Annotated in this window: 18 protein-coding genes; 4 read left to right on the top strand and 14 right to left on the bottom strand. The window is 43.8% G+C overall.

Annotation, left to right across the window (positions count from 1 at the left end; all coding sequences use genetic code 11):
- Positions 1-25: 25 nt before the first annotated feature.
- The 8 genes from carB to ribF all read right to left on the bottom strand — a co-directional run bounded on the left by carB (position 26) and on the right by ribF (position 11,707).
- The gene (gene carB, locus H0913_RS03930; protein WP_181478007.1) at positions 26-3,247 is read right to left on the bottom strand and encodes a carbamoyl-phosphate synthase large subunit; all 3,222 of its coding nucleotides are present in this window, start codon (positions 3,245-3,247) and stop codon (positions 26-28) included.
- 14 nt (positions 3,248-3,261) lie between these two features.
- Complete coding sequence (carA, locus tag H0913_RS03925) at positions 3,262-4,425, bottom strand: glutamine-hydrolyzing carbamoyl-phosphate synthase small subunit (RefSeq protein ID WP_181478006.1); 1,164 nt, start codon at positions 4,423-4,425, stop codon at positions 3,262-3,264.
- 448 nt (positions 4,426-4,873) lie between these two features.
- Entirely contained in the window at positions 4,874-5,695 is an 822-nt protein-coding gene (dapB, locus tag H0913_RS03920) for a 4-hydroxy-tetrahydrodipicolinate reductase (RefSeq protein ID WP_181478005.1), read from the bottom strand.
- Positions 5,696-5,919: 224 nt separating this feature from the next.
- Positions 5,920-6,873, bottom strand: coding sequence for a 4-hydroxy-3-methylbut-2-enyl diphosphate reductase (gene ispH, locus H0913_RS03915; protein WP_132496157.1), 954 nt, complete (start codon positions 6,871-6,873; stop codon positions 5,920-5,922).
- A complete protein-coding gene (gene fkpB, locus H0913_RS03910) occupies positions 6,854-7,324 on the bottom strand; it encodes an FKBP-type peptidyl-prolyl cis-trans isomerase (protein WP_036950308.1) in 471 nt (156 codons plus the stop codon). Before fkpB ends, ispH begins: the two co-directional genes overlap by 20 nt.
- A 102-nt stretch (positions 7,325-7,426) precedes the next feature.
- Complete coding sequence (gene lspA, locus H0913_RS03905) at positions 7,427-7,930, bottom strand: signal peptidase II (protein WP_036950306.1); 504 nt, start codon at positions 7,928-7,930, stop codon at positions 7,427-7,429.
- Positions 7,930-10,740 carry an isoleucine--tRNA ligase gene (ileS, locus tag H0913_RS03900; RefSeq protein WP_154602768.1) on the bottom strand — a complete coding sequence of 937 codons (2,811 nt, stop codon included), beginning with the start codon at positions 10,738-10,740 and terminating at the stop codon, positions 7,930-7,932. Before ileS ends, lspA begins: the two co-directional genes overlap by 1 nt.
- A 28-nt stretch (positions 10,741-10,768) precedes the next feature.
- Positions 10,769-11,707, bottom strand: a complete 939-nt coding sequence (gene ribF, locus H0913_RS03895) for a bifunctional riboflavin kinase/FAD synthetase (RefSeq protein ID WP_154602769.1) — start codon at positions 11,705-11,707, stop codon at positions 10,769-10,771.
- Between the two features lie 599 nt (positions 11,708-12,306).
- Between ribF and rpsT the strand changes: the two genes are divergently transcribed.
- Entirely contained in the window at positions 12,307-12,567 is a 261-nt protein-coding gene (gene rpsT, locus H0913_RS03890; protein ID WP_036950300.1) for a 30S ribosomal protein S20, read from the top strand.
- Between the two features lie 77 nt (positions 12,568-12,644).
- Here rpsT and nhaR read toward each other — a convergent pair whose 3' ends face one another.
- Both nhaR and nhaA read right to left on the bottom strand, forming a co-directional pair.
- The gene (gene nhaR, locus H0913_RS03885; protein WP_036950297.1) at positions 12,645-13,568 is read right to left on the bottom strand and encodes a transcriptional activator NhaR; all 924 of its coding nucleotides are present in this window, start codon (positions 13,566-13,568) and stop codon (positions 12,645-12,647) included.
- A gap of 190 nt (positions 13,569-13,758) precedes the next feature.
- The gene (nhaA, locus tag H0913_RS03880; protein ID WP_036950295.1) at positions 13,759-14,946 is read right to left on the bottom strand and encodes a Na+/H+ antiporter NhaA; all 1,188 of its coding nucleotides are present in this window, start codon (positions 14,944-14,946) and stop codon (positions 13,759-13,761) included.
- 392 nt (positions 14,947-15,338) lie between these two features.
- On the opposite strand from nhaA, the gene H0913_RS03875 reads away from it, so the two are divergent.
- The gene (locus tag H0913_RS03875) at positions 15,339-16,187 is read left to right on the top strand and encodes an EamA family transporter (RefSeq protein WP_181478674.1); all 849 of its coding nucleotides are present in this window, start codon (positions 15,339-15,341) and stop codon (positions 16,185-16,187) included.
- 137 nt (positions 16,188-16,324) lie between these two features.
- On the top strand, positions 16,325-17,692 hold the full coding sequence (locus H0913_RS03870) for an amidohydrolase (protein WP_420720241.1): 1,368 nt from the start codon (positions 16,325-16,327) through the stop codon (positions 17,690-17,692).
- A 61-nt stretch (positions 17,693-17,753) separates the two neighbouring features.
- Here the strand turns inward: H0913_RS03870 and dnaJ are convergent, their stop codons facing one another.
- Together dnaJ and dnaK are read right to left on the bottom strand one after the other, a co-directional pair.
- Complete coding sequence (gene dnaJ, locus H0913_RS03865) at positions 17,754-18,902, bottom strand: molecular chaperone DnaJ (RefSeq protein ID WP_036950288.1); 1,149 nt, start codon at positions 18,900-18,902, stop codon at positions 17,754-17,756.
- Positions 18,903-19,012: 110 nt separating this feature from the next.
- Complete coding sequence (gene dnaK / locus H0913_RS03860; RefSeq protein WP_181478004.1) at positions 19,013-20,926, bottom strand: molecular chaperone DnaK; 1,914 nt, start codon at positions 20,924-20,926, stop codon at positions 19,013-19,015.
- A 351-nt stretch (positions 20,927-21,277) separates the two neighbouring features.
- Here dnaK and satP point away from each other — a divergent pair, with 351 nt between their 5' ends.
- Positions 21,278-21,844, top strand: coding sequence for an acetate uptake transporter (gene satP, locus H0913_RS03855; RefSeq protein ID WP_132496150.1), 567 nt, complete (start codon positions 21,278-21,280; stop codon positions 21,842-21,844).
- A gap of 108 nt (positions 21,845-21,952) precedes the next feature.
- On the opposite strand, the gene mog is transcribed toward satP, so the two are convergent.
- On the bottom strand, positions 21,953-22,537 hold the full coding sequence (gene mog, locus H0913_RS03850; RefSeq protein WP_036950281.1) for a molybdopterin adenylyltransferase: 585 nt from the start codon (positions 22,535-22,537) through the stop codon (positions 21,953-21,955).
- A 221-nt stretch (positions 22,538-22,758) separates the two neighbouring features.
- Positions 22,759-23,712, bottom strand: a complete 954-nt coding sequence (gene tal, locus H0913_RS03845) for a transaldolase (protein WP_036950279.1) — start codon at positions 23,710-23,712, stop codon at positions 22,759-22,761.
- Between the last annotated feature and the right edge of the window lie 79 nt (positions 23,713-23,791).

Raw genomic sequence — 23,791 nt, 5'->3', positions numbered from 1 at the left:
GGGTTAATAATCATCGAATCAATGATTATTTAATTAATGCGTGCATCTCTTGTACAGAAATCACTTTATCCGTTGGGTCTGCACTCAGAGATAACGCCGTCGCAAAGCCACCGTTGAGGGTTGTATCATAGTGAACTTTGTAACGCAGTGCGCTGCCGCGAATGAGTTTTGAATCTTCAATCGCTTGGCGACCGGCCGTGGTATTCACGATGTAGTTATACTCACCATTCTTAATACGGTCTTGAATGTGTGGACGACCTTCATGCACTTTGTTAACTAAGCGAGGGTTGATGCCCGCTTCACCCAGTACAATCGCCGTTCCATGAGTCGCGTCTAACTCAAAACCGTGTTTCAGCAGTTTCGCCGCTAAATCAACAACTTTGGTTTTATCCCCTTCACGAACAGACAGCAGTGCACGACCGGATTTCTTCATGGTTGAGTTGCTGCCTAACATCGCTTTAGCAAACGCTTCAGCAAATGTGCGGCCAACACCCATCACTTCACCCGTTGAGCGCATTTCTGGCCCGAGGATTGGGTCAACACCTTGGAACTTGTTGAATGGCAGAACCACTTCTTTGACTGAGTAGTAAGGAGGAATGACTTCTTCAGTCACGCCTTGCTGAGTCAGTGTTTGACCCGCCATAACGCGCGCGGCCACTTTCGCTAAAGGCACACCCGTTGCTTTAGAAACGAATGGGACAGTTCGTGCTGCACGCGGGTTTACTTCAATCAGGTAAACTTCGTTGTTCTTCACCGCAAACTGGACGTTCATCAGACCGCGAACACGCAATTCGAATGCGAGGCTACGCACTTGTTCACGCATCACATCCTGAATTTCTTGGCTTAATGTATAAGCTGGCAGTGAACATGCTGAGTCACCGGAGTGAACACCCGCTTGTTCGATGTGCTCCATAATTCCGCCAATCAGCACCATTTCGCCGTCGCAGATAGCATCCACGTCCACTTCAATCGCATCATCAAGGAAGCGGTCTAACAGCACTGGCGCATCGTTAGAGACACTTACCGCAGTTTGGAAATAGCGACGCAGGTCGATTTCATCATACACGATTTCCATCGCACGGCCACCCAGAACATAAGATGGACGAACCACCAGCGGATAACCGATACCTGCTGCTTTTTCAACGGCTTGTTCGATAGTTGCAACAGTGGCGTTTTGTGGCTGTTTCAGGTTTAAGCGGTTAACCGCTTGTTGGAAACGCTCACGGTCTTCTGCACGGTCAATCGCATCTGGGCTAGTACCAATAACCGGCACACCCGCAGCTTCTAATGCACGCGCTAATTTCAGTGGTGTTTGACCACCGTACTGAACAATCACCCCTTTCGGCTGTTCGATGCGGACGATTTCTAACACATCCTCCAGTGTCACTGGTTCGAAATAGAGGCGGTCAGACGTGTCGTAGTCTGTTGAAACCGTTTCTGGGTTACAGTTGACCATGATGGTTTCATAACCATCTTCACGCAGTGCTAATGAAGCGTGTACGCAGCAGTAGTCGAATTCGATACCTTGTCCGATACGGTTTGGACCGCCACCTAATACCATGATTTTTGGCTTGTCGTTGTTCGGATTGGATTCGCATTCGTCTTCATAAGTGGAGTACATATATGCGGTGTCGGTTGCAAACTCTGCCGCACAGGTATCTACACGCTTATAAACTGGATGTAAATCATAGCCTTGACGTAACTTACGTAATTCAGCTTCAGACACACCCACTAAACTTGCCAGACGTGCATCCGCAAAACCTTTGCGCTTCAGTTGGCGTAAGAAATCTTTAGTCAGACCGTTGATACCTAACTCTGCCACTTCGTTTTCTAAGCGCACCAGCTCTTCAATTTGCACTAAGAACCAGCGGTCGATATTGGTCAGGTTGAAGATACCATCGATAGATAGGCCTGCGCGGAATGCATCAGCGATGTACCAAATACGGTCAGAGCCAGCATCTTTCAGCTCACGGCGAATGCGAGTTAACGATTCTGGGTCGTCCTGGCTCACTTTCGGGTCGAAGCCAGTTGCGCCCACTTCCAGTCCACGCAGCGCTTTTTGCATAGATTCTTGGAATGTGCGACCGATAGCCATCACTTCACCCACGGATTTCATTTGGGTGGTCAGACGGTCATTGCTGCCTGCGAATTTTTCGAAGTTAAAGCGAGGAATTTTGGTTACAACGTAGTCGATAGACGGTTCAAATGACGCAGGAGTACGACCGCCTGTGATGTCATTCATCAGCTCATCGAGAGTGTAACCGACCGCTAATTTTGCAGCGATTTTAGCAATTGGGAAGCCTGTTGCTTTTGACGCGAGTGCGGATGAACGAGAAACACGCGGGTTCATCTCGATAACAATTAAGCGACCATCTTTCGGGTTAACGGCGAACTGAACGTTAGAACCACCAGTTTCAACACCGATTTCACGCAGTACTGCCATCGAGGCATCGCGCAAGATTTGGTATTCTTTATCTGTCAGTGTTTGCGCAGGCGCGACGGTGATGGAGTCACCAGTGTGAATGCCCATTGCGTCGAAGTTTTCAATGGAGCAGACGATGATGCAGTTATCTTTCTTATCGCGTACCACTTCCATTTCGTACTCTTTCCAACCAATTAACGACTCATCGATTAACAGTTCGTTAGTTGGGGATAAATCTAAACCGCGAGTACAGATTTCTTCAAATTCTTCACGGTTATACGCGATACCACCACCGGAACCACCCATGGTGAAAGATGGACGAATGATACACGGGAAACCAACATCATCAGCGACGGCGTTAGCTTCTTCCATTGTGTGTGCAATACCTGAACGCGCTGTGCCTAAACCGATTTTTTTCATCGCTTTATCAAAGCGCTGGCGGTCTTCTGCTTTATCAATCGCGTCCGCAGTCGCACCAATCATGGTCACACCAAATTCAGCCAGTACACCTTGGCGTTCAAGCTCAAGAGCACAGTTCAGCGCAGTTTGTCCACCCATGGTTGGTAATACTGCATCTGGGCGCTCTTTTTCAATAATTTTACGTACCACTTCCCAGTGAATTGGCTCGATGTAAGTTGCATCCGCCATTTCTGGGTCAGTCATGATAGTCGCTGGGTTCGAGTTCACCAGAATAACGCGGTAGCCTTCTTCTCTCAGCGCTTTACACGCTTGCGCACCTGAATAGTCAAACTCACACGCTTGGCCGATAACAATCGGGCCCGCACCGAGGATCAGAATGCTTTTAATATCTGTACGTTTTGCCATTTTCTTGCTCCCGATTATTTTGCGTTTGAACGTGGTGTGTTTTGACGGTATTCGTTGATTAAATCAATGAAGTGGTCAAAAAGACCTGCGGCATCATGAGGACCAGAACTGGCTTCTGGGTGACCTTGGAAACTGAATGCCGGTTTATCTGTGCGATGGATGCCTTGTAAGGTGCCATCAAACAGCGATTTGTGTGTCACACGCAATGTGTCGGGTAGTGTGGATTCATCAACCGCAAAACCGTGGTTTTGAGCCGTGATCATCACCACGTCTTTGTCTAAATCTTTAACTGGGTGGTTAGCACCGTGGTGACCAAACTTCATCTTCACGGTATTCGCGCCGCTTGCTAATGCTAGCAATTGGTGACCTAAGCAGATGCCAAATACTGGGATTTCAGTTTTTAAGAATTCTTGGATAGCGTTGATAGCGTAGTCACAAGGGGCTGGGTCGCCAGGGCCGTTTGATAAGAAAATCCCATCTGGGTTCATCGCTAACACCGTTTCTGCTGGCGTTGTTGCTGGAACTACGGTTAAGCGGCATCCACGGTCAACTAACATACGCAGAATATTGCGCTTTGCACCAAAATCGTAAGCAACGACGTGTAATGGCAGCTCATCTTCTTTACTTGCAGCAGGTTGCCCTTCTTCTAAGTTCCAAGAGCGTTGAGTCCAGCTATAAATCTCTTTGGTGCAAACTTCTTTTGCTAAATCTAAACCATTTAAACCTGAGAAGCTGCGTGCTTTTTCTAAAGCCAGCGCCGCATCTGGGTTATCCCCTGCGATGATACAACCGTTTTGCGCGCCTTTTTCTCTTAACAGGCGGGTTAATTTGCGCGTGTCGATATCGGCGATAGCCACCACATTGTGGCGTTTCAGATGTTCAGACAAGCCTTCCTGACCACGAAAGTTACTGTAGATTAATGGTAAGTCGCGAATGATAAGGCCTTGAGCGTGTACGTTAGGAGATTCTTCGTCATCAGCATTAGTGCCGACATTACCAATATGGGGATAAGTGAGAGTAACAATTTGGCGGGAATAGGAAGGGTCAGTAATTATTTCTTGATATCCGGTCATTGAAGTATTGAAAACGACTTCTCCAATAGCGGCCCCTTCAGCACCAATGGCACGCCCGTGGAATTGGGTTCCGTCTTCCAGAACCAATATAGCTGACTTTATCAAAACATCCTCCGGAGAATAATCAATCATATTTTTTGCATATTAATTCAGATTTTGCGATCTAAATCAATGCCAAAATGAGTTTTTAAGCAAATTTTTGGCAAATTGCGCGCATTCTAATGATGGGATAGAGTCTTGTCTAGAAAAAAATGCATTTTTTTCACTTTTAGCTTACTTTTTTGCATTCTTACCTATTTTTTCTATAGAAGGCTAATGAAATAACTATTCATGGGTAAAAAAGCAAACGGTTAATAGCGAAGAAAAGTGCAAAATGGATAATAGCGCAGACAAGGGAGGATCTAAAGTGCAATTTTTGAGTAAAAAAGAGATAAAAAAACACAAAGATAATGAAAAACAAGAGCAATAATCATATTAAATAAACAAACAACAATAAATCAGAGGTTTCAAATAAAACCATCTGATTTTAAACAATAAATTATTTTATAAAAAACTACAAATCATCAAGATTAAGGACATCCTTCATATTGTATAGACCATATTTCTTAGCATTAACCCAAGATGATGCTCTTACCGCACCTTTAGCAAAGGTCATACGACTGGAAGCCTTGTGGCTTATTTCTACACGTTCGCCAATATCAGCAAACATCGCAGTGTGCTCACCAACAATATCGCCAGCACGTACCGTAGCAAAACCAATCGTGCCCGGTTCACGCTCTCCGGTATAGCCTTCACGTGCGTAAACCGCACACTCTTTCAGATCTTTTCCTAATGCATCCGCGATAGATTCCCCCATCGCCAGTGCAGTGCCAGAAGGGGCATCGACTTTATGGCGATGATGCGCTTCGATAATTTCAATATCGGTGTAATCTCCCATCACTTTCGCCGCTTTTTCCAGTAATTTCAGCACCAAATTTACACCAACGCTAAAATTGGCAGCGAAGACAATTGGGATAGATTTTGCAGCTTCCGCAATCGCCAATTTTCCTTCTTCATCAAACCCTGTAGTTCCGATGACCATGCCTTTTTGGTGAGATTGACAGAATGCTAAATACTGTAAGGTGCCTTCAGGGCGAGTGAAATCAATCAGTACATCAAAATCATTAACCACGGAATTTAGATCGCTAACGACTTTCACACCAATTAGTCCAATTCCCGCCAGTTCACCCGCATCTGTGCCAATAAGTGAAGAGCCTTCACGCTCAATGGCTGCGCCAAGTTGAATTCCGTTTTGTTCTTGTGCTGCTTGAATTAATTGGCGTCCCATGCGCCCACCCGCACCGACAATCGCAACGCGTACAGTTGAATCTGCCATTTTTGATCCTTTCGTAAATTTTTGAGGCGAAAACCAAAATAAAATCTTGGTTATACCTTAAAGAAACTTGAATCGGGACGCCAGCACTAATCTGGAGATATTAATAAAACCGTAGAGAGGGGGATGATTATCAGAAAAAATTGTATTGGGATGGAATAGAATGCTGAAAAACAGAAAAAAGCAGCGGCTACATCAGCCGCTACTATAATAATAAAATCAATGTATTAGTTAATCTCTTTAACGTCCACACGCAACTCTTTTGGCACTTCAAAAACGATATTCTCTTCTCGTCCTTGTAGCTCCACCACGGAGTCTGCACCCAGCTCTTTAAGTCTATCAATCACTTGGCGGACTAAAATATCCGGCGCGGATGCCCCCGCTGTCAATCCGATAATTTTCTTATCTTTTAACCACTCGGTTTGAATATCTTCTGCACCATCAATCAGAAATGCCGCTTTCCCCATTCGAGACGCTAATTCAGCTAAACGGTTTGAGTTGGACGAGTTTTTCGAACCGACGACTAACACAATATCGGCTTTCTCTGCTAACTCACGCGCGGCTTCTTGGCGATTCGTGGTTGCATAGCAAATATCGTCTTTACGAGGCCCCACAATATTTGGGAATCGACGGGTGAGCGCATCAATCACATCAGAGGTATCATCCACCGAAAGCGTCGTTTGCGTCATAAAACTCAGGTTGTTTTCATCTTTTACCTGTAGCTTCCAAACATCTTCTGGGCTTTCAACAAGATACATTCCCCCTTCAGGGTTATTGTATTGCCCCATTGTCCCTTCCACTTCAGGATGTCCTGCGTGACCGATTAAAATCGCCTCTTTGCCCTTACGGCTTGCACGAGCCACTTCCATATGCACTTTAGTCACTAATGGGCAGGTCGCATCAAATAACATGGTTAAATCGCGGGAACGGGCTTCTTGACGAATGGCTTGTGAAACGCCATGCGCTGAGAAAATCAGAATAGAGCCATCGGGAACTTCAGAGATTTCTTCAATGAAGATAGCGCCACGCTGACGTAAATCATCAACCACATAGCGGTTATGCACCACTTCATGGCGAACATAAATCGGTGCACCATAAATTTCTAAGGCACGTTCAACAATACTGATTGCACGGTCAACACCCGCACAAAATCCACGAGGATTAGCCATTAATATTTGCATGGTGACTCTCCAATTGTGGGTCTATTTCTAGGACTTCAATTTCAAAGGTGATTTGCTGCTCAGCAAGAGGATGGTTAAAATCAACAGTAATTGATTCCCCTTCAATAGCTTTCACGACGCCCGGCATTTCGCTCCCATTCATGCCCGTAAACAGCATGATGGTACCAATTTCAGGGATCCCTGTTTCCATAAAATCACGCAATGAAAAGTATTGCACTAAGTCTGGATTATGTTTCCCGAATACCGTATCCCCTGCTAAGGAAAATGTTTTCTTTTCACCTTCAGATAGCCCAATCAGTTGCGCTTCTAATTCTGGCGACAGTGAATCATTTCCAAGAGCAAACAACGCAGGCTTTCCTTGTGCGTGAGAAGAATCCGCCGTGGAGCCATCCTCTAATTTCAGAGTGAAATGCAGTAAAACAGAACTCTGCGCCTGTATTTGAGTAGACATAATCTAAACCTGTTTTTTATCATAAAGTTCAGCCCGACTATCGTCGGGCTGAGATGATTAATATGCAATATTGGGTTTTATCAACCTATCGCGCTATCTGTTCTATTTAGCATCTTGCTGTTTGGGTTTATCCGGCAAAAAGCCTTCAAAAATCACCAACGCCGCACCGATACAAATGGCCATATCCGCCAAATTGAAGGTCGGCCAGTGCCAGTTGCCAACATAAAAATCAATGTAGTCAACCACAAAGCCATGCACTAAACGGTCAAATAAATTACCGATCGCACCACCAATTATTAACGCATAAGCAATATTGCTCAGGCGTTTTTTCACGCTTTGACGATACATCATCACCATTAACGTAATGGAGATGGCAATAGCTATTCCGGCAAAGAACCAGCGCTGCCAGCCGCCTTTATCCGCCAGAAAACTGAATGCCGCACCAAAGTTTTGAGCGTACATAAGGTTAAAGTACGGAATTAAAGGGTGTGGGTCGTACAGAGTTAGCTCTTTTAAGACCAATTGCTTAATTGCTAAATCTGCAACGATAATCACAACCGTCAGCCACAGCCAACGCAAACCAGTAGAACAAATAGGTGTCTTCATTAAGCAAACTTACGTAATTCACCGTTTCCGGCTACGTTAGTCACACAGCGACCACAGATTTCAGGTTGTTCTGCCGCTGCACCAATATCACTTGCATAATGCCAGCAACGAGGACATTTTTCCCCAGCCGCTTTACTGAAGGCAATTTTCAGGCCTTTCAGTTCACTGTCTTGTGCATCCGCAGGCGCCGTTGCAATATCAGCCACATTCGCTTGAGATGTTAACAGCGCAAAACGCAGTTCATCACCTAAGCTATTTAACTTAGCGGCTAATGTGCTATCTGCATATAACGTTACCGAGGCTTCTAACGAACCACCAATGTGCTTGTCTGTACGCGCTTGTTCCAGAACTTTGTTCACTTCACCACGTACGGCTAACAGTTCAGACCAGAAACCATCATTCATCGCTTCAGATTCGTCTAAACCAAATAAACCGTTATACCACTCTTCAGTGAGAACGAACTGAGCGCGTTTGCCCGGTAATTCGTTCCAGATTTCATCGGAGGTGAAGGACAGAACCGGTGCAATCCAACGAACCAATGCTTCCACAATATGGAACAGTGCAGTTTGGCAGCTACGGCGAGCAACGCTATCACTTTTCGCGGTGTATTGACGGTCTTTGATAATATCCAGATAGAACGAGCCCATCTCGATAGAGCAGAAATGCATTAAGCGTTGGATAACACCTAAGAAATCATACTCATCGTACGCTTTCGTAATCTCTTTCTGTGCTTCTAATGCACGACCAACCGCCCAGCGATCTAACACCACCATATCTTCTGGTTTCACCATATCGGTTTCTGGATTGAAACCATTTAAGTTTGCCAGTAAGAAACGCGCGGTATTACGGATACGGCGATAAGAGTCTGCAGCACGTTTTAAAATTTCATCAGATACCGCGATTTCGCCTGTATAGTCGGTTGATGCCACCCACAGACGCAGGATATCTGCACCCAGTTTGTTCATCACATCTTGCGGACTAACCGTATTACCTAAAGATTTAGACATCTTACGGCCTTGACCATCAACGGTAAAACCGTGGGTCAGAACTTGACGGTAAGGGGCTTTGCCTTTCATCGCAGTAGACAGCATCAGAGAAGACATGAACCAACCACGGTGTTGGTCAGAACCTTCCAGATACATATCCGCAGAGTTGCCATGGAATTCAGGACGCGCGTCAACCACTGCAAAGTGGGTGGATCCTGAATCGAACCAAACGTCTAATGTGTCTGGCACTTTACGATAAGTTTCAGCATCAGCGCCGAGCAATTCAGCAGGGTCTAAATCCCACCATGCTTGGATACCATCAACTTCAACACGCTTAGCGACTTCTTCCATCAGCTCTAAAGTACGCGGATGCAGTTCTTCAGTCTCTTTGTGCACGAATAACGACATTGGGGTACCCCAAGTACGTTGACGTGAAATACACCAGTCAGGACGGTTTTCTACCATTGACTCGATACGTGCACGACCCCAACCTGGGATCCACTGAACAATATCGATCTCTTTCAGAGATTGTTCACGCAGACCGTTTTTATCCATGCCGATAAACCATTGTGGCGTCGCACGGAAAATAACTGGGGTTTTATGGCGCCAGCAGCATGGGTAGCTGTGAGAGATAGCTTTTTTATACATCAGTAAGCCTTTCTCATTCAGGATTTCCAGCACCACATCGTTAGCTTTGAAAATAAATAAACCGTCTAATGTTGGGTAGGTATTTGGTAAAAAGCAGCCATCTGGCCCTACTGGGTTCGCCGTTTCTAAACCATATTTTTGTCCAACAACGTAGTCTTCAGGACCATGGCCTGGGGCTGTATGTACCGCACCTGTACCCGCATCTAGCGTGACGTGGTCGCCTAAAATTGCAGGAACATCAAAGCCCATAAATGGATGAGCGAAACGCAGTAACTCTAATGCGCTACCTTCACACTCGCCTAATACTGTCCATGACTCAACACCGACAGTCTTCATGACTTCTTCAACTAAGTCAGTTGCCAGAATGACTAAATCGCCATTCGCATCCACCAGAGAGTATTTGAACTCTGGGTTTAGAGAGATTGCACGGTTAGCTGGTAACGTCCAAGGCGTTGTCGTCCAGATCACTAAAGATGGCGTTTTATCGCTAGAAACACCAAATTTTTCGCAAACGGCTTTGCTATCTACCGCAGGAAAGCGAACGTAGATAGATGGAGATGTTTTGTCGTAATATTCGACTTCCGCTTCAGCCAATGAAGAACCACATGCGGTACACCAGTGAACGGGTTTTGCCCCTTTCACTAAGTGGCCATTTGCAACGGTTTTCGCCAACGCACGGATGATGTTCGCTTCGGTTTTAAAATCCATGGTCAGGTAAGGTTTGTCCCACTCACCCAACACACCTAAGCGGATAAAATCAGCTTTTTGCCCTTCAATTTGCTCTTTAGCATATTCACGGCATTTTGCACGAAATTCAGCGGCGGAAACTTTTTCCCCAGGTTTACCTACGATTTGTTCAACTTTATGTTCAATAGGTAAGCCATGGCAATCCCAACCAGGGATGTATGGGGAATCAAAGCCCGCCAGCCCTTTGGATTTAATAATAATATCTTTGAGAATTTTGTTTACTGAGTGACCAATATGAATACTGCCGTTAGCATACGGAGGACCATCGTGCAGAATAAAGGTTTTCTTGCCCGATTTTGCTTTACGGATTGCCTGATACAAACCTTCTTTGTACCAGCGCTCTAACATCTGTGGTTCGCGTTTAGCGAGATCGCCACGCATTGGGAACCCTGTTTCTGGTAGATTCAGGGTATTTTTATAGTCACTCATCGATTCTCAGTTCCAATTTTCCGCTAAATTATCTGATTCCAATTGCTGCGAGATATTCTCTGGCTGCAACTACATCATTAGCAATTTGCTCCTTCAGCGCGTCCAACGAAGCAAACCGCTGTTCGTCACGTAATTTTTTACGTAACACAACATCAATATGACGCCCATATAAATCCATATGTGCATCAATCAGATGGACTTCTAACTGGGTACCTTTTCCAGATACCGTTGGACGTGTGCCAATGTTTGCCACGCCCGGTACAGGCTTATCGCCCAGACCATGAACTTCTACAGCATACACGCCAGTCACCGGTGTGACTAAACGTTTTAACGGTAGGTTTGCTGTCGGAAAACCTATCGTACGACCTAGCTGATTACCGTGAACCACACGCCCACTAATGCGGTATGTGTGACCTAATAAATTTTCAGCTAATGTCAGATCATTGTTTTGTATCGCTTTACGGATTGCAGTGCTGCTGACGCGCACACCTGAATCACAAAAGCTTTCGGTGTCTGCGACTTCAAAACCAAACTTTTGACCGGCTTGCTGTAAAAAAGAAAAATCACCCATCCGATTTTTTCCGAACCGGAAATCATCACCGATGGCAAGATATTTCACACCGAGTTTGTCAACTAACAAGTCAGACACAAAAGCATCGGGTGTTAATGAGGCAAAATGCTGGTTAAATTCCACACATAACAGATAATCGACCCCGCTATCAGCAAGGTACTTCACTTTATCTCTTAGGCGTGTCAAACGCGCAGGAGCCTTATCACCCGTAAAAAATTCAAGGGGTTGTGGTTCAAAGATCATCACAACAGTTGGTAAACCTAACTGTTTACCCTTGAGCTTCAAATTTTGAAGTAATACTTGGTGCCCACGATGAACACCATCAAAATTACCAATAGTCAGTACGCAACCATGATGGTACGACCGGATATTTTGTATACCGCGAATTAGCTCCATAACTGGCTCAATACCGAGGAAATTGCAGGATTATACCTTGTACGACGCATAAGGTTAACCTAAGTTCGTAAAAGCTTTCATTAAACCCTATTTTTTTGATCACTACACTATTTAATCAGATGATTTTACACTGCTAAGCATCTTTCTGCACGACACTGCGCTGCTGAATCTGATCATTGTCGATAGGTAAATCAAAAAAGTTTGGATAACCAATAGATTATCAATACAACAAATTGACGCGGAGATCTCTAAAAATATTTAATTTTTATAGTTTTCTTATCATCCATTTTGTATAACAAACCCAAGTGTATAAAAAACACTCTATTTATAATTCAATTTCATCTTGATGCACGTTTGATATCACTAAAAAAATTTTTTCTGAAAAATGATTTAAAATATCTTCTATCAATTATGCTTTTTTTCACGCGCAGATCTGTATTCTTCTGATATTTGCTGATAGAATCTTGCACCATTCACAACGCATTGACATCGAAGTACACGATGTTTATTTGCACAAATCCATTGACAAATGAAGGGCGAAAGGGCATATTCCTTGACCTTTAAATTGTCCTCAATAGAATACATTTGGGAGTTGGACCTTGGCTAATATCAAATCAGCTAAGAAACGTGCCGTTCAATCAGAGAAACGTCGCCAGCACAACGCTAGCCGTCGCTCTATGGTACGTACTTTTATTAAGAAAGTTTACCTTGCTATCGCTGCAGGCGATAAAGAAGCAGCTCAGAAAGCATTCAATGACATGCAACCTCTTGTTGATCGCCACGCTAGCAAAGGCCTGATCCACAAAAACAAAGCAGCACGTCATAAAGCTAACTTAGTTGCTCAAATCAAAGCAATGTAATTTCGCTTCTTGATTATAAAAAACCGGCTTAGGCCGGTTTTTTTGTCTGCTAATTTCTTGCCTTGCACTTTCGTGCTCTAAACTTTCTGTTCTAAATTATCGAACGGCGCTGAAAATAACTCAGAAAAATCCTTGTTGCAGACACGTTGTACTGCTGGGTGCTGGATCATTCTTTCCGCAAAAATCACGTAATACTCTTCTTTAACGCTATCTAAGCGGCCAATTTCTTGCACTTCATTATCAGCAAAAATGTCTTTTGCATATAAAGATGGCGCCACAAAAATTGCATTGTGATACATCCCAAATGCTTTCATTAATGCTGCATCATCAAATTCACCAAGTACTTCAACTTGCAGGTTTTTATTGCGGATCCACGTTAATAAATGGCGGCCAAGCATCGAACGACGCCCCGGAATTAATAACCTGCGCTCTTCTAGACATTCAGGAAATGGTTTCTTCGGTACTGGCTGACGGCAGAAAAAACTGACGCTGCATTCGCCTAATTTAACGGAGAACAGGCCCTCTTGCTGTGAAGAGTCCACAGGGCAATCCGATAAAATCATATCCAGCTTGTGCTGGCTTAATTGCTCCAGTAACAGCTCATGAGTCGATTCAAAGCAACGTAAATGAATCTGCTCATGTTCGACAACTGCCGTTTCTAGCACACGACTGACTAAACGTTTCGATAATGCATCAGCCACGCCTACATCAAACAGCAGGTTAGATTCTCGGCTGTAGTTGACGATATCCAGCATTTCTTGGCTGAGCATAAACATTTTGTCAGCATAACGAAAAATCAGTTGTCCCAGTTCAGAAGGCACTAGCCCTCGACCTTGGCGTTTAAATAATTTTCCACCTAACCGCTCTTCGAGTGCTTTAATTTGCCCAGTAATTGTCTGTGGAGTCAGGTAAAGAGCCTCAGCGGCACCGACAACAGAGCCTTCTTTGCAAACATGCCAGAAATAGTAAAGGTGGTTAAAATTAAGATGTGAAACCCGCATATCGATTCCTTTTGTATCGCCAATAATGACCGCAGTACTTAATGACCACAGTACATACTGACCATACGCTTTACCCGTACCCCGTAATCGGGAGTTATAAGTTAAAATACCCGCAGTATGCAACTCATACCGCGGGCATATCATAGAAGATTAACTCGAAAATTCTTACTAATAATTACGTCTATTATGTTTATTTTGCATCGCTGTGCGAAACTTTTGGTTTCGGTAACACTACCCTTAACATAAAGTACCCTAACAATGCTGCTGTTGTTGAACCGATTAAAATACCCAGTCTCGAGTAGGTACTATACACTTCATCAAGCCCTTCAAAAGCGAGGCCGGTGATAAAAATAGACATAGTAAAACCGATCCCACAAAGCACAGAAACAGCAAACACTTGCTTCAAGTTAATCGATGCTGGCAATTTAGCCAACCCTACTTTTACCGAAATCCAACTAAATAAGAAAATACCGACTGGTTTGCCCAGTATCAAACCCGCTGCAACGCCAAGTGGTAATGGGCTCATTAAACCATCAAAGGTGACGCCATTGAGCTGTACGCCTGAATTTGCAAATGCAAAGATAGGCAATATGAGATAAACAACCCAAGGGTGCAACACATGCTCTAATTCTTCCGACGGTTTAGTATTATTAGTCCCTCTTAATGGAATTAAGAAACCAACAATCACTCCAGCCAGAGTGGCATGAACACCTGATTTCAGAATACAGACCCACAAGATTAAGCCAATCACTAAGTAAGCTGCGGTGTTTTCAACTCGTCGCCAGTTCATTAGACACAGTATTGCCACACACAGTGCCGCTAAACTCAATGCAACGACAGAAACTGAGCTGGTATAGAAAAAGGCAATAATCACAATGACACCAAGGTCATCAATGATAGCTAATGCCAATAAAAATACTTTGAGCTCCGTAGGAACACGCTTACCTAATAACGCCATCACACCCAACGCGAACGCAATATCTGTTGCTGCAGGGATAGCCCACCCTTGACGAGTAATATCATCAGCACCATTAAACGCTAAGTAAACTAACGCCGGTGCAATCATTCCACCCACAGCTGCAATTGCCGGAAATATCGCTTTATCACGTCCTGCCAGGGATCCTTCCAATAACTCGCGCTTTACCTCTAAACCAACAACCAGGAAAAACACGGCCATTAAGAAATCATTAATCCATAGAATCAGAGGTTTATCTAATTCAAATGTTGAGATTTTAATAGCTACCGGAATATCTAAAAATTGCTGATAAGCTCCCTGTAATGGCGTATTAGCCATTATTAAAGCGACAATGGCAGCAATAATTAGGAGTAGCCCTCCTGCTGCTTCTAACTTTAAAAATTTACGAATAATTGCTGTCATATGAATAACCTCAAAAAATATTTTTGAATGTTAATATTATGATAATCATTAATTCGTAAAAAATCGTTTATTTATCCATTAATGATCGTAATTTCCGAACATTTAGCAATCGAGATCACGACGAATGATAATAAATCGTTAATTTAACTATAGGCAACTATTCTAAAAACCAACAATAAATTTACTCGGTAAAGCGCTTTAAAAATTCAACTTTTTTAGAGACTAATGAAAAATTATTTTTATGAAAAGTTCAAAAAATCATTTAATTTTTTATTTTCGAAGCCCTTCGCAAAAATAAAAGCCCTCTCCCTCTCTTTCTGTCGTGCCGCTTCATAAAAAAGACGCTTTATGTGATACTCGAGCCACCCTTAGGCAATCACTATCTCTATATTATGTCCCTATACGTTCTGCTTTCTGTGCTATTTGCCGCGTTTTGCCATGCCAGTTGGAATGCTCTGGTGAAATTTGGTAGTGACCGCTTCTTTGGTTTGGTGATGATTGCCGTTTTTTCTGGGGTTTTAACTATTCCAGCCCTCTTTTGGTTTGGGCTACCGTCTCCTGATGCTGTCCCATGGTTAGCTTTGTCAGTACTATTTCACATCGGTTATATCTATTTTCTCAGCCAAGCATACAACCATGGTGATCTCAGCCAGATTTACCCTATTTCTCGCGGCTCAGCCCCTTTAATCACTGCGTTATTAAGTATTGTTTTATTTAATGAATCCTTACCATTTATGAGTTTTGTAGGGATTGTTTTTATTATTTCAGGGGTGGTAGCCATCGCGTTTGCAGGTCGAAAATTCTCTTTGGACATCAAAGGTAAAGCCCTTATCTTTGCACTGTGTACCGCCTTCTTTACCGCCTGTTATACCCTCTCGGATGGATATGGCGCGAGAGCCAGCCAAGATCCTGTTGTTTATACTCTATGGCTGTTTTTATTAAATGGCGCAGTACTCGCCATTCCCGGTGTGATGAAATACAAACGTTCGCTACTGCACGGATTTGGACAATATTGGCGCTCAGGTTTGCTTGGTGGGTTAATGCAGCTAATCAGTTACGGCATTGCAATCTGGGCAATGAGCCAAGCGCCAATCGTACTCGTTGCTGCTATTCGCGAAACTAGCGTCCTTTTCGCTATGTTTCTTTCCATTGTATTTCTTAAAGAGAAATTTAATGGAATGCGAGTCCTCGCCTGTATTGTCATCTTACTTGGGGTGTTACTGGCGAAACTATCCAGTTAAGATAGTGGTGCTTAGAATATGAGTTTTACATCCTATATTTGATATCCATAATATTTGATGCCAATAACTTTTAGCCCTATTTTTCATTGAGTCATGAGGTAAGAATGACATTACTCCGATCTCTCGTTGCTATATCTATGATGGCAGCACCTATCGCGGCACTTGCCACCACTCCAGCGGATTTAATGATTGTTGATGGTACCGTTTTGACGATGGATGCCAATAATCAAGTTATTGAGAATGGAACCGTTGTTATTGATAAAAATAAAATTATCGCAGTCGGTGGCCCTGAGCTTGCCACGCAATATACCGCAAAAAAACAGCTAAATGTTGATGGCGATATTGTCATGCCCGGGTTAATCAACACCCATACTCACGCATCAATGACCGTTTTTCGTTCCCTTGCTGACGATGTCCCCGACCGTTTACACCGTTATATTTTCCCATTAGAGAGCAAGATGGTTTCCCGTGAGATGGTGCGAGTAGGCGCTAACTTAGCCAATGTCGAGATGGTCAAAGGTGGTGTCACGACTTACGTGGATATGTACTATTTCGAAGATGAGGTGGCAAAAACCGTCGATAAAATTGGTATGCGTGCGATCCTTGGGGAATCTGTGATCAAATTCCCTGTTGCTGATGCTAAAAATGCAGATGAAGGTATCGCTTATGCCGTGAATTTTATCAACCAATACAAAGACCACCCTCGCATTACGCCAGCTTTTGCTCCTCACGCACCTTATACCAACACCACTGAGCATCTACAAAAAATCGCTAAGCTATCTCAAGAACTTAATGTTCCAGTGATGATCCACTTAGCAGAAACCGACAGAGAACAAGAAGAAATTTCCAAACGTACTGGCGGCAAAAGCCCGGTTCAATATATGGCAGATATCGGCGCCCTGAATAATAAAGTGATTGCCGCTCATGCCATTATGGTTGATGAAACCGATATCGACCTGCTCAAACAGTATGATGTCGGTGTGGCTCATAATGTCAGTGCGAATACCAAATCAGCTAAAGGTGTTGCTCCAGTGACTGCGATGTTAGCGAAAGGGGTTCGTGTAGGCTTAGGAACCGATGGCCCGATGTCCAGCAATACCTTAACGACCATGAACGAACTAAATTTGGTGGGTAAAATTCATAAGCTCGAAAATAAAGATAGAGCTGCAATGCCACCCATTACCGTGGTTGAATTAGCGACCAAAGGCTCCGCGAAAGCCATTCACATGGAAGATAAGTTAGGCTCTTTAGAGGCGGGGAAATTGGCGGATATCATCGTTGTCGATACAAAATCACCAAATATGGTACCGATGTATAGCCCTTATGCCGCACTGGTTTATGGGGCGAATGCTTCCAATGTACGCCATACCATTGTGGACGGAAATCTATTAATGGAAGACCGCAAAGTGCTCACCGTTGATGAGAATGCGATTGTGAAAGAAGCCCTGCAATTTGCTGATCAAGTTCGTAAAACCGTGGTTGCTAGCGGTGAAACAGTGAAATAAAAAAATGGCTGATTCAGTATTTCACTGGATCAGCCATGATTCTTAACTTAGCGATCAACCATTATTTATTGGTTAAATCATCAAAGAATTTTTTCACGCCATCTAAGAAGCGTTTTGAACGTGGGCTATTTTTCTCGCCACCCGTACCGCCTAACGACTCACCAAACTCTCTGAGTAACTCTTTTTGTTTCTCATTCAGTTTGACTGGGGTTTCGACAACAATGTGACACATTAAGTCACCTTGCATACCACCACGTACTGATTTCACGCCCTTACCTTTCATACGGAATGTTTTGCCCGTTTGGGTTTCCGCAGGAATTTTCAGTTTAACGCGACCATCCAGGGTTGGGACTTCAATTTCGCCGCCCAGCGCTGCTGCTGCGAAGTTGATTGGCACTTCGCAATGTAAGTTATTACCATCACGCTCAAAAATATCGTGAGGTAAAACATGCATTTGAACGAATAAATCCCCTGCTGGTGCACCATTCGCACCGGCTTCACCTTCACCGGATAAACGAACGCGGTCACCTGTATCAACCCCTGCAGGGATCTTAACGGATAAGGTTTTGTATTTCTCAACGCGACCTTGACCATGACATTTGTTGCATGGGTCTTTGATGACTTTTCCGCGACCGTGACAGGTTGGGCAAGGTTGTTGTACCGAGAAGAAACCTTGGCGCATGTGTACTTGGCCCATACCGTGACAGGTTTGGCACGTATCTGCACTAGTACCTGGTTTTGCACCGCTACCGTGGCACACGTCGCAGCTTTCAAGCGTTGGAATACGGATCTCTTTGGTCACTCCACGGACTGCTTCTTCAAGAGTCAGTTCCATGTTGTATTGCAGATCAGAACCACGGCTTGGGCGCTGTTGACGACGACCGCCACCAAAAATGTCACCGAAGATGTCACCAAAAATATCACTGTTGAAATCGCCGCCACCAAAGCCGCCGAATCCACCGCCGCCACCCATACCGCCTTGCTCAAACGCAGCATGACCATATTGGTCGTAAGCGGCACGTTTTTGCTCATCGGACAGGACTTCGTAAGCTTCTTTTATCTCTTTAAATTTCTCTTCAGATTCATCTTTGTTTTCCTGATTACGGTCAGGATGGTATTTCATTGCTAAGCGCTTGTACGCTCGCTTGATATCTTTCTCTGAAGCATTTTTTTCGAGGCCTAAAACCTCATAAAAATCTCTTTTCGCCATTTATTTTTCCCTTAACATGCAGACACGGGCGCAGAGTTCCCTCAACGCCCGTGTCCGGTATCAGTCACTATTTAACATTATTGCGATAGTCACTGCGCCCGCTAAGGGCCTTATTTTTTGTCTTTGTCGTTAACTTCTTCGAATTCAGCGTCAACAACATCGTCATCTTTCTTCGCTTCTGCACCTGCACCCGCAGCGCCCGCTTGAGCTTGTTGCTGTGCAATTTCCAGAAGTTTCGCAGATGCCGTTACCAGCGCTTGGATTTTCGCTTCGATTTCAGATTTATCTTCACCTTTAGAAGCGACTTCTAATTCTGAAGTTGCTTTTTCGATGTTCGCTTTATCTTCAGCTGGTAATTTGTCGCCTGCTTCTTCGATTTGTTTACGAGTACCGTGAATCAGCTGGTCTGCTTGGTTGCGAACCTGTACTAACTCTTCAAATTTACGGTCTGCTTCAGCGTTAGCTTCTGCATCGCGTACCATTTTTTCGATTTCCTCGTCATTCAGACCAGAAGATGCCTTAATGGTGATGTTTTGCTCGCGACCGCTGTTTTTGTCTTTCGCAGAAACATGCAGGATACCATCCGCATCGATGTCAAAAGTCACTTCGATTTGCGGCATACCGCGTGGCGCTGCTTGAATACCATCTAAGTTAAACTGACCCAGTGATTTGTTATCACTCGCACGTTTACGCTCACCTTGCAGTACGTGAATGGTCACGGCTGCTTGGTTATCTTCTGCAGTAGAGAACACTTGGCTGTGTTTAGTTGGGATTGTGGTGTTCTTCGAGATTAACGAAGTCATCACGCCACCCATGGTTTCGATACCTAAAGACAGTGGAGTTACGTCAAGTAACAGAACGTCTTTAACATCACCCGCTAATACACCACCTTGTACTGCTGCACCCATTGCAACGGCTTCGTCTGGGTTAACGTCTTTACGTGGCTCTTTACCAAAGAAATCAGCAACAACTTTCTGAACCATTGGCATACGAGTCTGACCACCAACTAAGATAACGTCGTTGATGTCACCTACGCTTAAACCAGCGTCTTGCAGAGCAACTTTAACTGGCTCCATAGAACGTTTAACTAAATCTTCTACCAGTGACTCCAGTTTTGCACGAGTCACTTTGATGTTCATGTGTTTTGGACCTGTCGCATCTGCAGTGATGTATGGCAGGTTAACGTCAGTTTGTTGAGCAGAAGACAGCTCAATTTTTGCTTTTTCAGCAGACTCTTTCAGACGTTGCATTGCCAGTGGATCGTTACGCAGATCAACACCTTGTTCTTTCTTAAACTCATCAACTAAGTAGTTGATTAAACGAGTATCGAAGTCTTCACCACCTAAGTGAGTGTCACCGTTGGTTGCCAGAACTTCATAAGTTTTTTCGCCATCAACTTCATCGATTTCGATGATTGATAAGTCGAATGTACCACCACCTAAGTCGTAAACCGCGATAGTACGGTTGCCAACTTCTCTATCTAAACCGTAAGCCAGCGCTGCTGCTGTTGGTTCGTTGATGATACGTTTTACTTCTAAACCAGCGATACGACCCGCATCTTTGGTTGCTTGACGCTGAGCATCGTTAAAGTAAGCTGGAACAGTGATAACCGCTTCAGTCACTGGCTCACCCAGATAGTCTTCCGCAGTTTTTTTCATTTTTTTCAGCACTTCAGCAGAAACTTGTGGCGGTGCCATTTTTTGGCCTTTCACATCTAACCACGCATCACCGTTATCAGCCGCTACAATTTTGTATGGCATGATAGATACGTCGCGCTGAACTTCTTCGTCTTGGAAACGACGACCGATCAAACGTTTGATCGCAAATAATGTATTTTCTGGGTTAGTAACAGCCTGACGTTTTGCTGGCTGACCAACTAAAATTTCACCATCTTGTGTATACGCAATGATGGAAGGAGTAGTTCTATCACCCTCGCTGTTCTCAAGAACACGCGCAGTAGTGCCATCCATAATTGCAACGCATGAGTTAGTTGTACCTAAATCGATACCAATAATTTTACCCATTTAAAACGCCTCCAAAGGAATTCTTTTCATTTAATTTCGATATCAATCTATATAAGGCTCAATATTTCATTTTCAAGGGAGTTTTTACTTCAACCTTGATTTTTTTTGCAACCTTACATCTTTTGCAATTCGCAATAATTTAGATTGATAACTGTTGATGTCTTAAAGATGGGGTCACAAATTCATTCATCAAGGGGGAAAACTAAAAAAGTTTTACATTTAATGCAAAAAAACCCGTCTCTTGATCATTGTTTCGACAATTAAAACTGCGTATTATGCGCCTCCCCGTCCTATGGGGCTACAAATATTCATTGTATCTATTTGATTTTTAAATACTTTACCAGAGGTTATATGCAATCTAGTTCGCTTGCCAATCCAGGCCCACTCGGTTTATTGGGCTTTGGTATGACAACAATCCTGCTGAATATTCACAATGCAGGCTTTTTCCCTCTCTCATCTGTGATTTTAAGTATGGGAATTTTCTATGGTGGTATCGCGCAAGTGATTGCTGGGCTTATTGAATATAAGAAAGGCAATACATTCGGCGCGACTGCATTTACCTCTTACGGCTTCTTTTGGCTTGCGTTAGTCGGTCTGCTGTTTTTACCGACCATGGGATTAGCCGAAGCAACTGACCCTGCGTTTTTAGGGATGTTCCTGCTTTTATGGGGGATCTTTACTTTCTTTATGTTCTTAGGCACCTTCAAAGCAAATTTCGTGCTGCAATTTATTTTCGGCAGCTTAACCGTACTGTTTGCAATGTTAGCGGTGGGTAATTTGACCAACGATGCCACGCTACTTCAATATGCGGGCTATGAAGGAATTATCTGCGGAGCGAGCGCGTTCTATCTGGCTGTCGCTGAGATCTTAAATGAGCAATATGGCAGAACGATCCTGCCAATTGGTCAACGCAGCTAAATTTATATACGGCTAAGTTGATAGACTGTTAAGCTAAATAGGCAGAAAGAAAACTGTAACAAGAATTATCAGGCAGACATCATGCTCTGCCTGATATTTTAGAAGGGATTACTCGGCAGTACGAATCGCAGATTTTGGACGGAAAGCTTTAACGATGCTTTCGTCTGTTTCAATATAAGGGCCATCAAGTAATTGAATGCAGTATGGCACACTCGCAAAAATACCTGACACCAATACATTTCCCTCTTTATCTTTCAGCCCTTCTAAGGTTTCCGCGATCGCTTTTGGTTGCCCTGGTAAGTTTAAAATCAGTGACTGATTGCGGATCACGCCAACTTGGCGAGATAAAATCGCCGTTGGCACGAACTTTAGACTAATTTGGCGCATCTGCTCACCAAAGCCAGGCATTTCGCGATCGGCAACCGCAAGCGTTGCATCCGGAGTGACATCGCGGCGAGCAGGCCCCGTACCACCAGTGGTCAGGACTAAATGACATGAAAATTCATCCACCAGCTCACACAACGTTTGCTCTATCATGACTTGCTCATCAGGGATCAAACGAGTTTCTAAACGAAAAGGGGTGGTAATGGTTTTCGTTAGCCACTCCTCCAGTGCTGGGATCCCTTTATCTTCGTAGATACCGCCTGAAGCACGATCAGAAACCGACACCAGACCTATGCGCAACTCATTCATAAAAACCTCAAAAATTAATCATTTAAATTCGTTCATTTGGCAAGAAAATACTAACTTAATTAATACCAAGCCAATAATGATAAACATGGTGCATCATACCATGAGGTCGAATGCCTGACAGCGTCGTGTTTGTGTCGAAATGTGGAATTGAGAGTTTAATCAATGAAAAAACAGCATAAAAAAACCCAGCCAATTGACTGGGTTTTCTAAGAAAAAGGAAATTACAGCAGAGCTGCGATCATTTTTTCCAGTTTTTCTTGGTCTACAGCAAACTTACGGATACCGTCAGACAGTTTATCAACTGCCATTGGATCTTGGTTATGCTGCCAGTAGAACTCAGCTTCAGTCAGTTTAGCGCCTGGCTCTTGAGTTTTACCTTCATCTTTCAGTTTACAAACCAATTCACCTTGTGATTCAGACAGCTCTTTCAGCAGCGCTGGAGAGATAGTCAAACGGTCACAACCTGCCAGCTCAATGATTTCACCTACGTTACGGAAGCTTGCGCCCATCACGACGGTTTTATAACCATGTGCTTTATAGAAGTTGTAGATTTCAGTTACAGAAACCACGCCTGGATCTTCATGTGCAGCAAACTCTTTTTTATCTGTGTTTGCTTTGTACCAGTCAAGGATACGACCTACGAATGGAGAGATCAGGTAAACACCCGCTTCCGCACAAGCACGTGCTTGAGCAAAAGAGAATAATAAAGTTAAGTTACAGTTGATGCCTTCTTTTTCCAGTTTTTCCGCCGCGCGGATACCCTGCCAAGTAGAGGCTAATTTGATCAAAATACGATCGTTGCTGATACCCGCTTCGTTGTACATTTTCATCAGACGGCGAGCTTTAGTAATACACGCTTCTTCATCATAAGAAAGACGCGCATCAACTTCTGTTGAAATACGACCTGGGACTAATTTCAGAATTTCTAAACCGATATTAACAGCCAGTTTGTCACATGCGTCAACAACTTGTTGTTCACGGTTATTGCTTTGCTTACGCGCCCACTCTACCGCTTCATCAATTAATTTACGGTACTCAGGAATTTGTGCAGCATTTAAAATCAGCGATGGGTTAGTCGTCGCATCTTGTGGTTTGTACAGCTTCATCGCTTCGATGTCGCCAGTGTCGGCAACAACAGTTGTCAGACTACGTAAGGAGGTTAGTTTGTCGGTCATTTCTTTAATCTCGTTGTTATACCCGTCATACTTCAAGTTGTAGGGGTGTTGGCTACATTCACTCACCCTTGCCATCTAC

The organism is Providencia rettgeri (genome assembly GCF_013702265.1).
In the GTDB taxonomy this organism is placed as follows: domain Bacteria; phylum Pseudomonadota; class Gammaproteobacteria; order Enterobacterales; family Enterobacteriaceae; genus Providencia; species Providencia zhijiangensis.
This window is presented reverse-complemented; position numbering and strand designations above follow the sequence as displayed.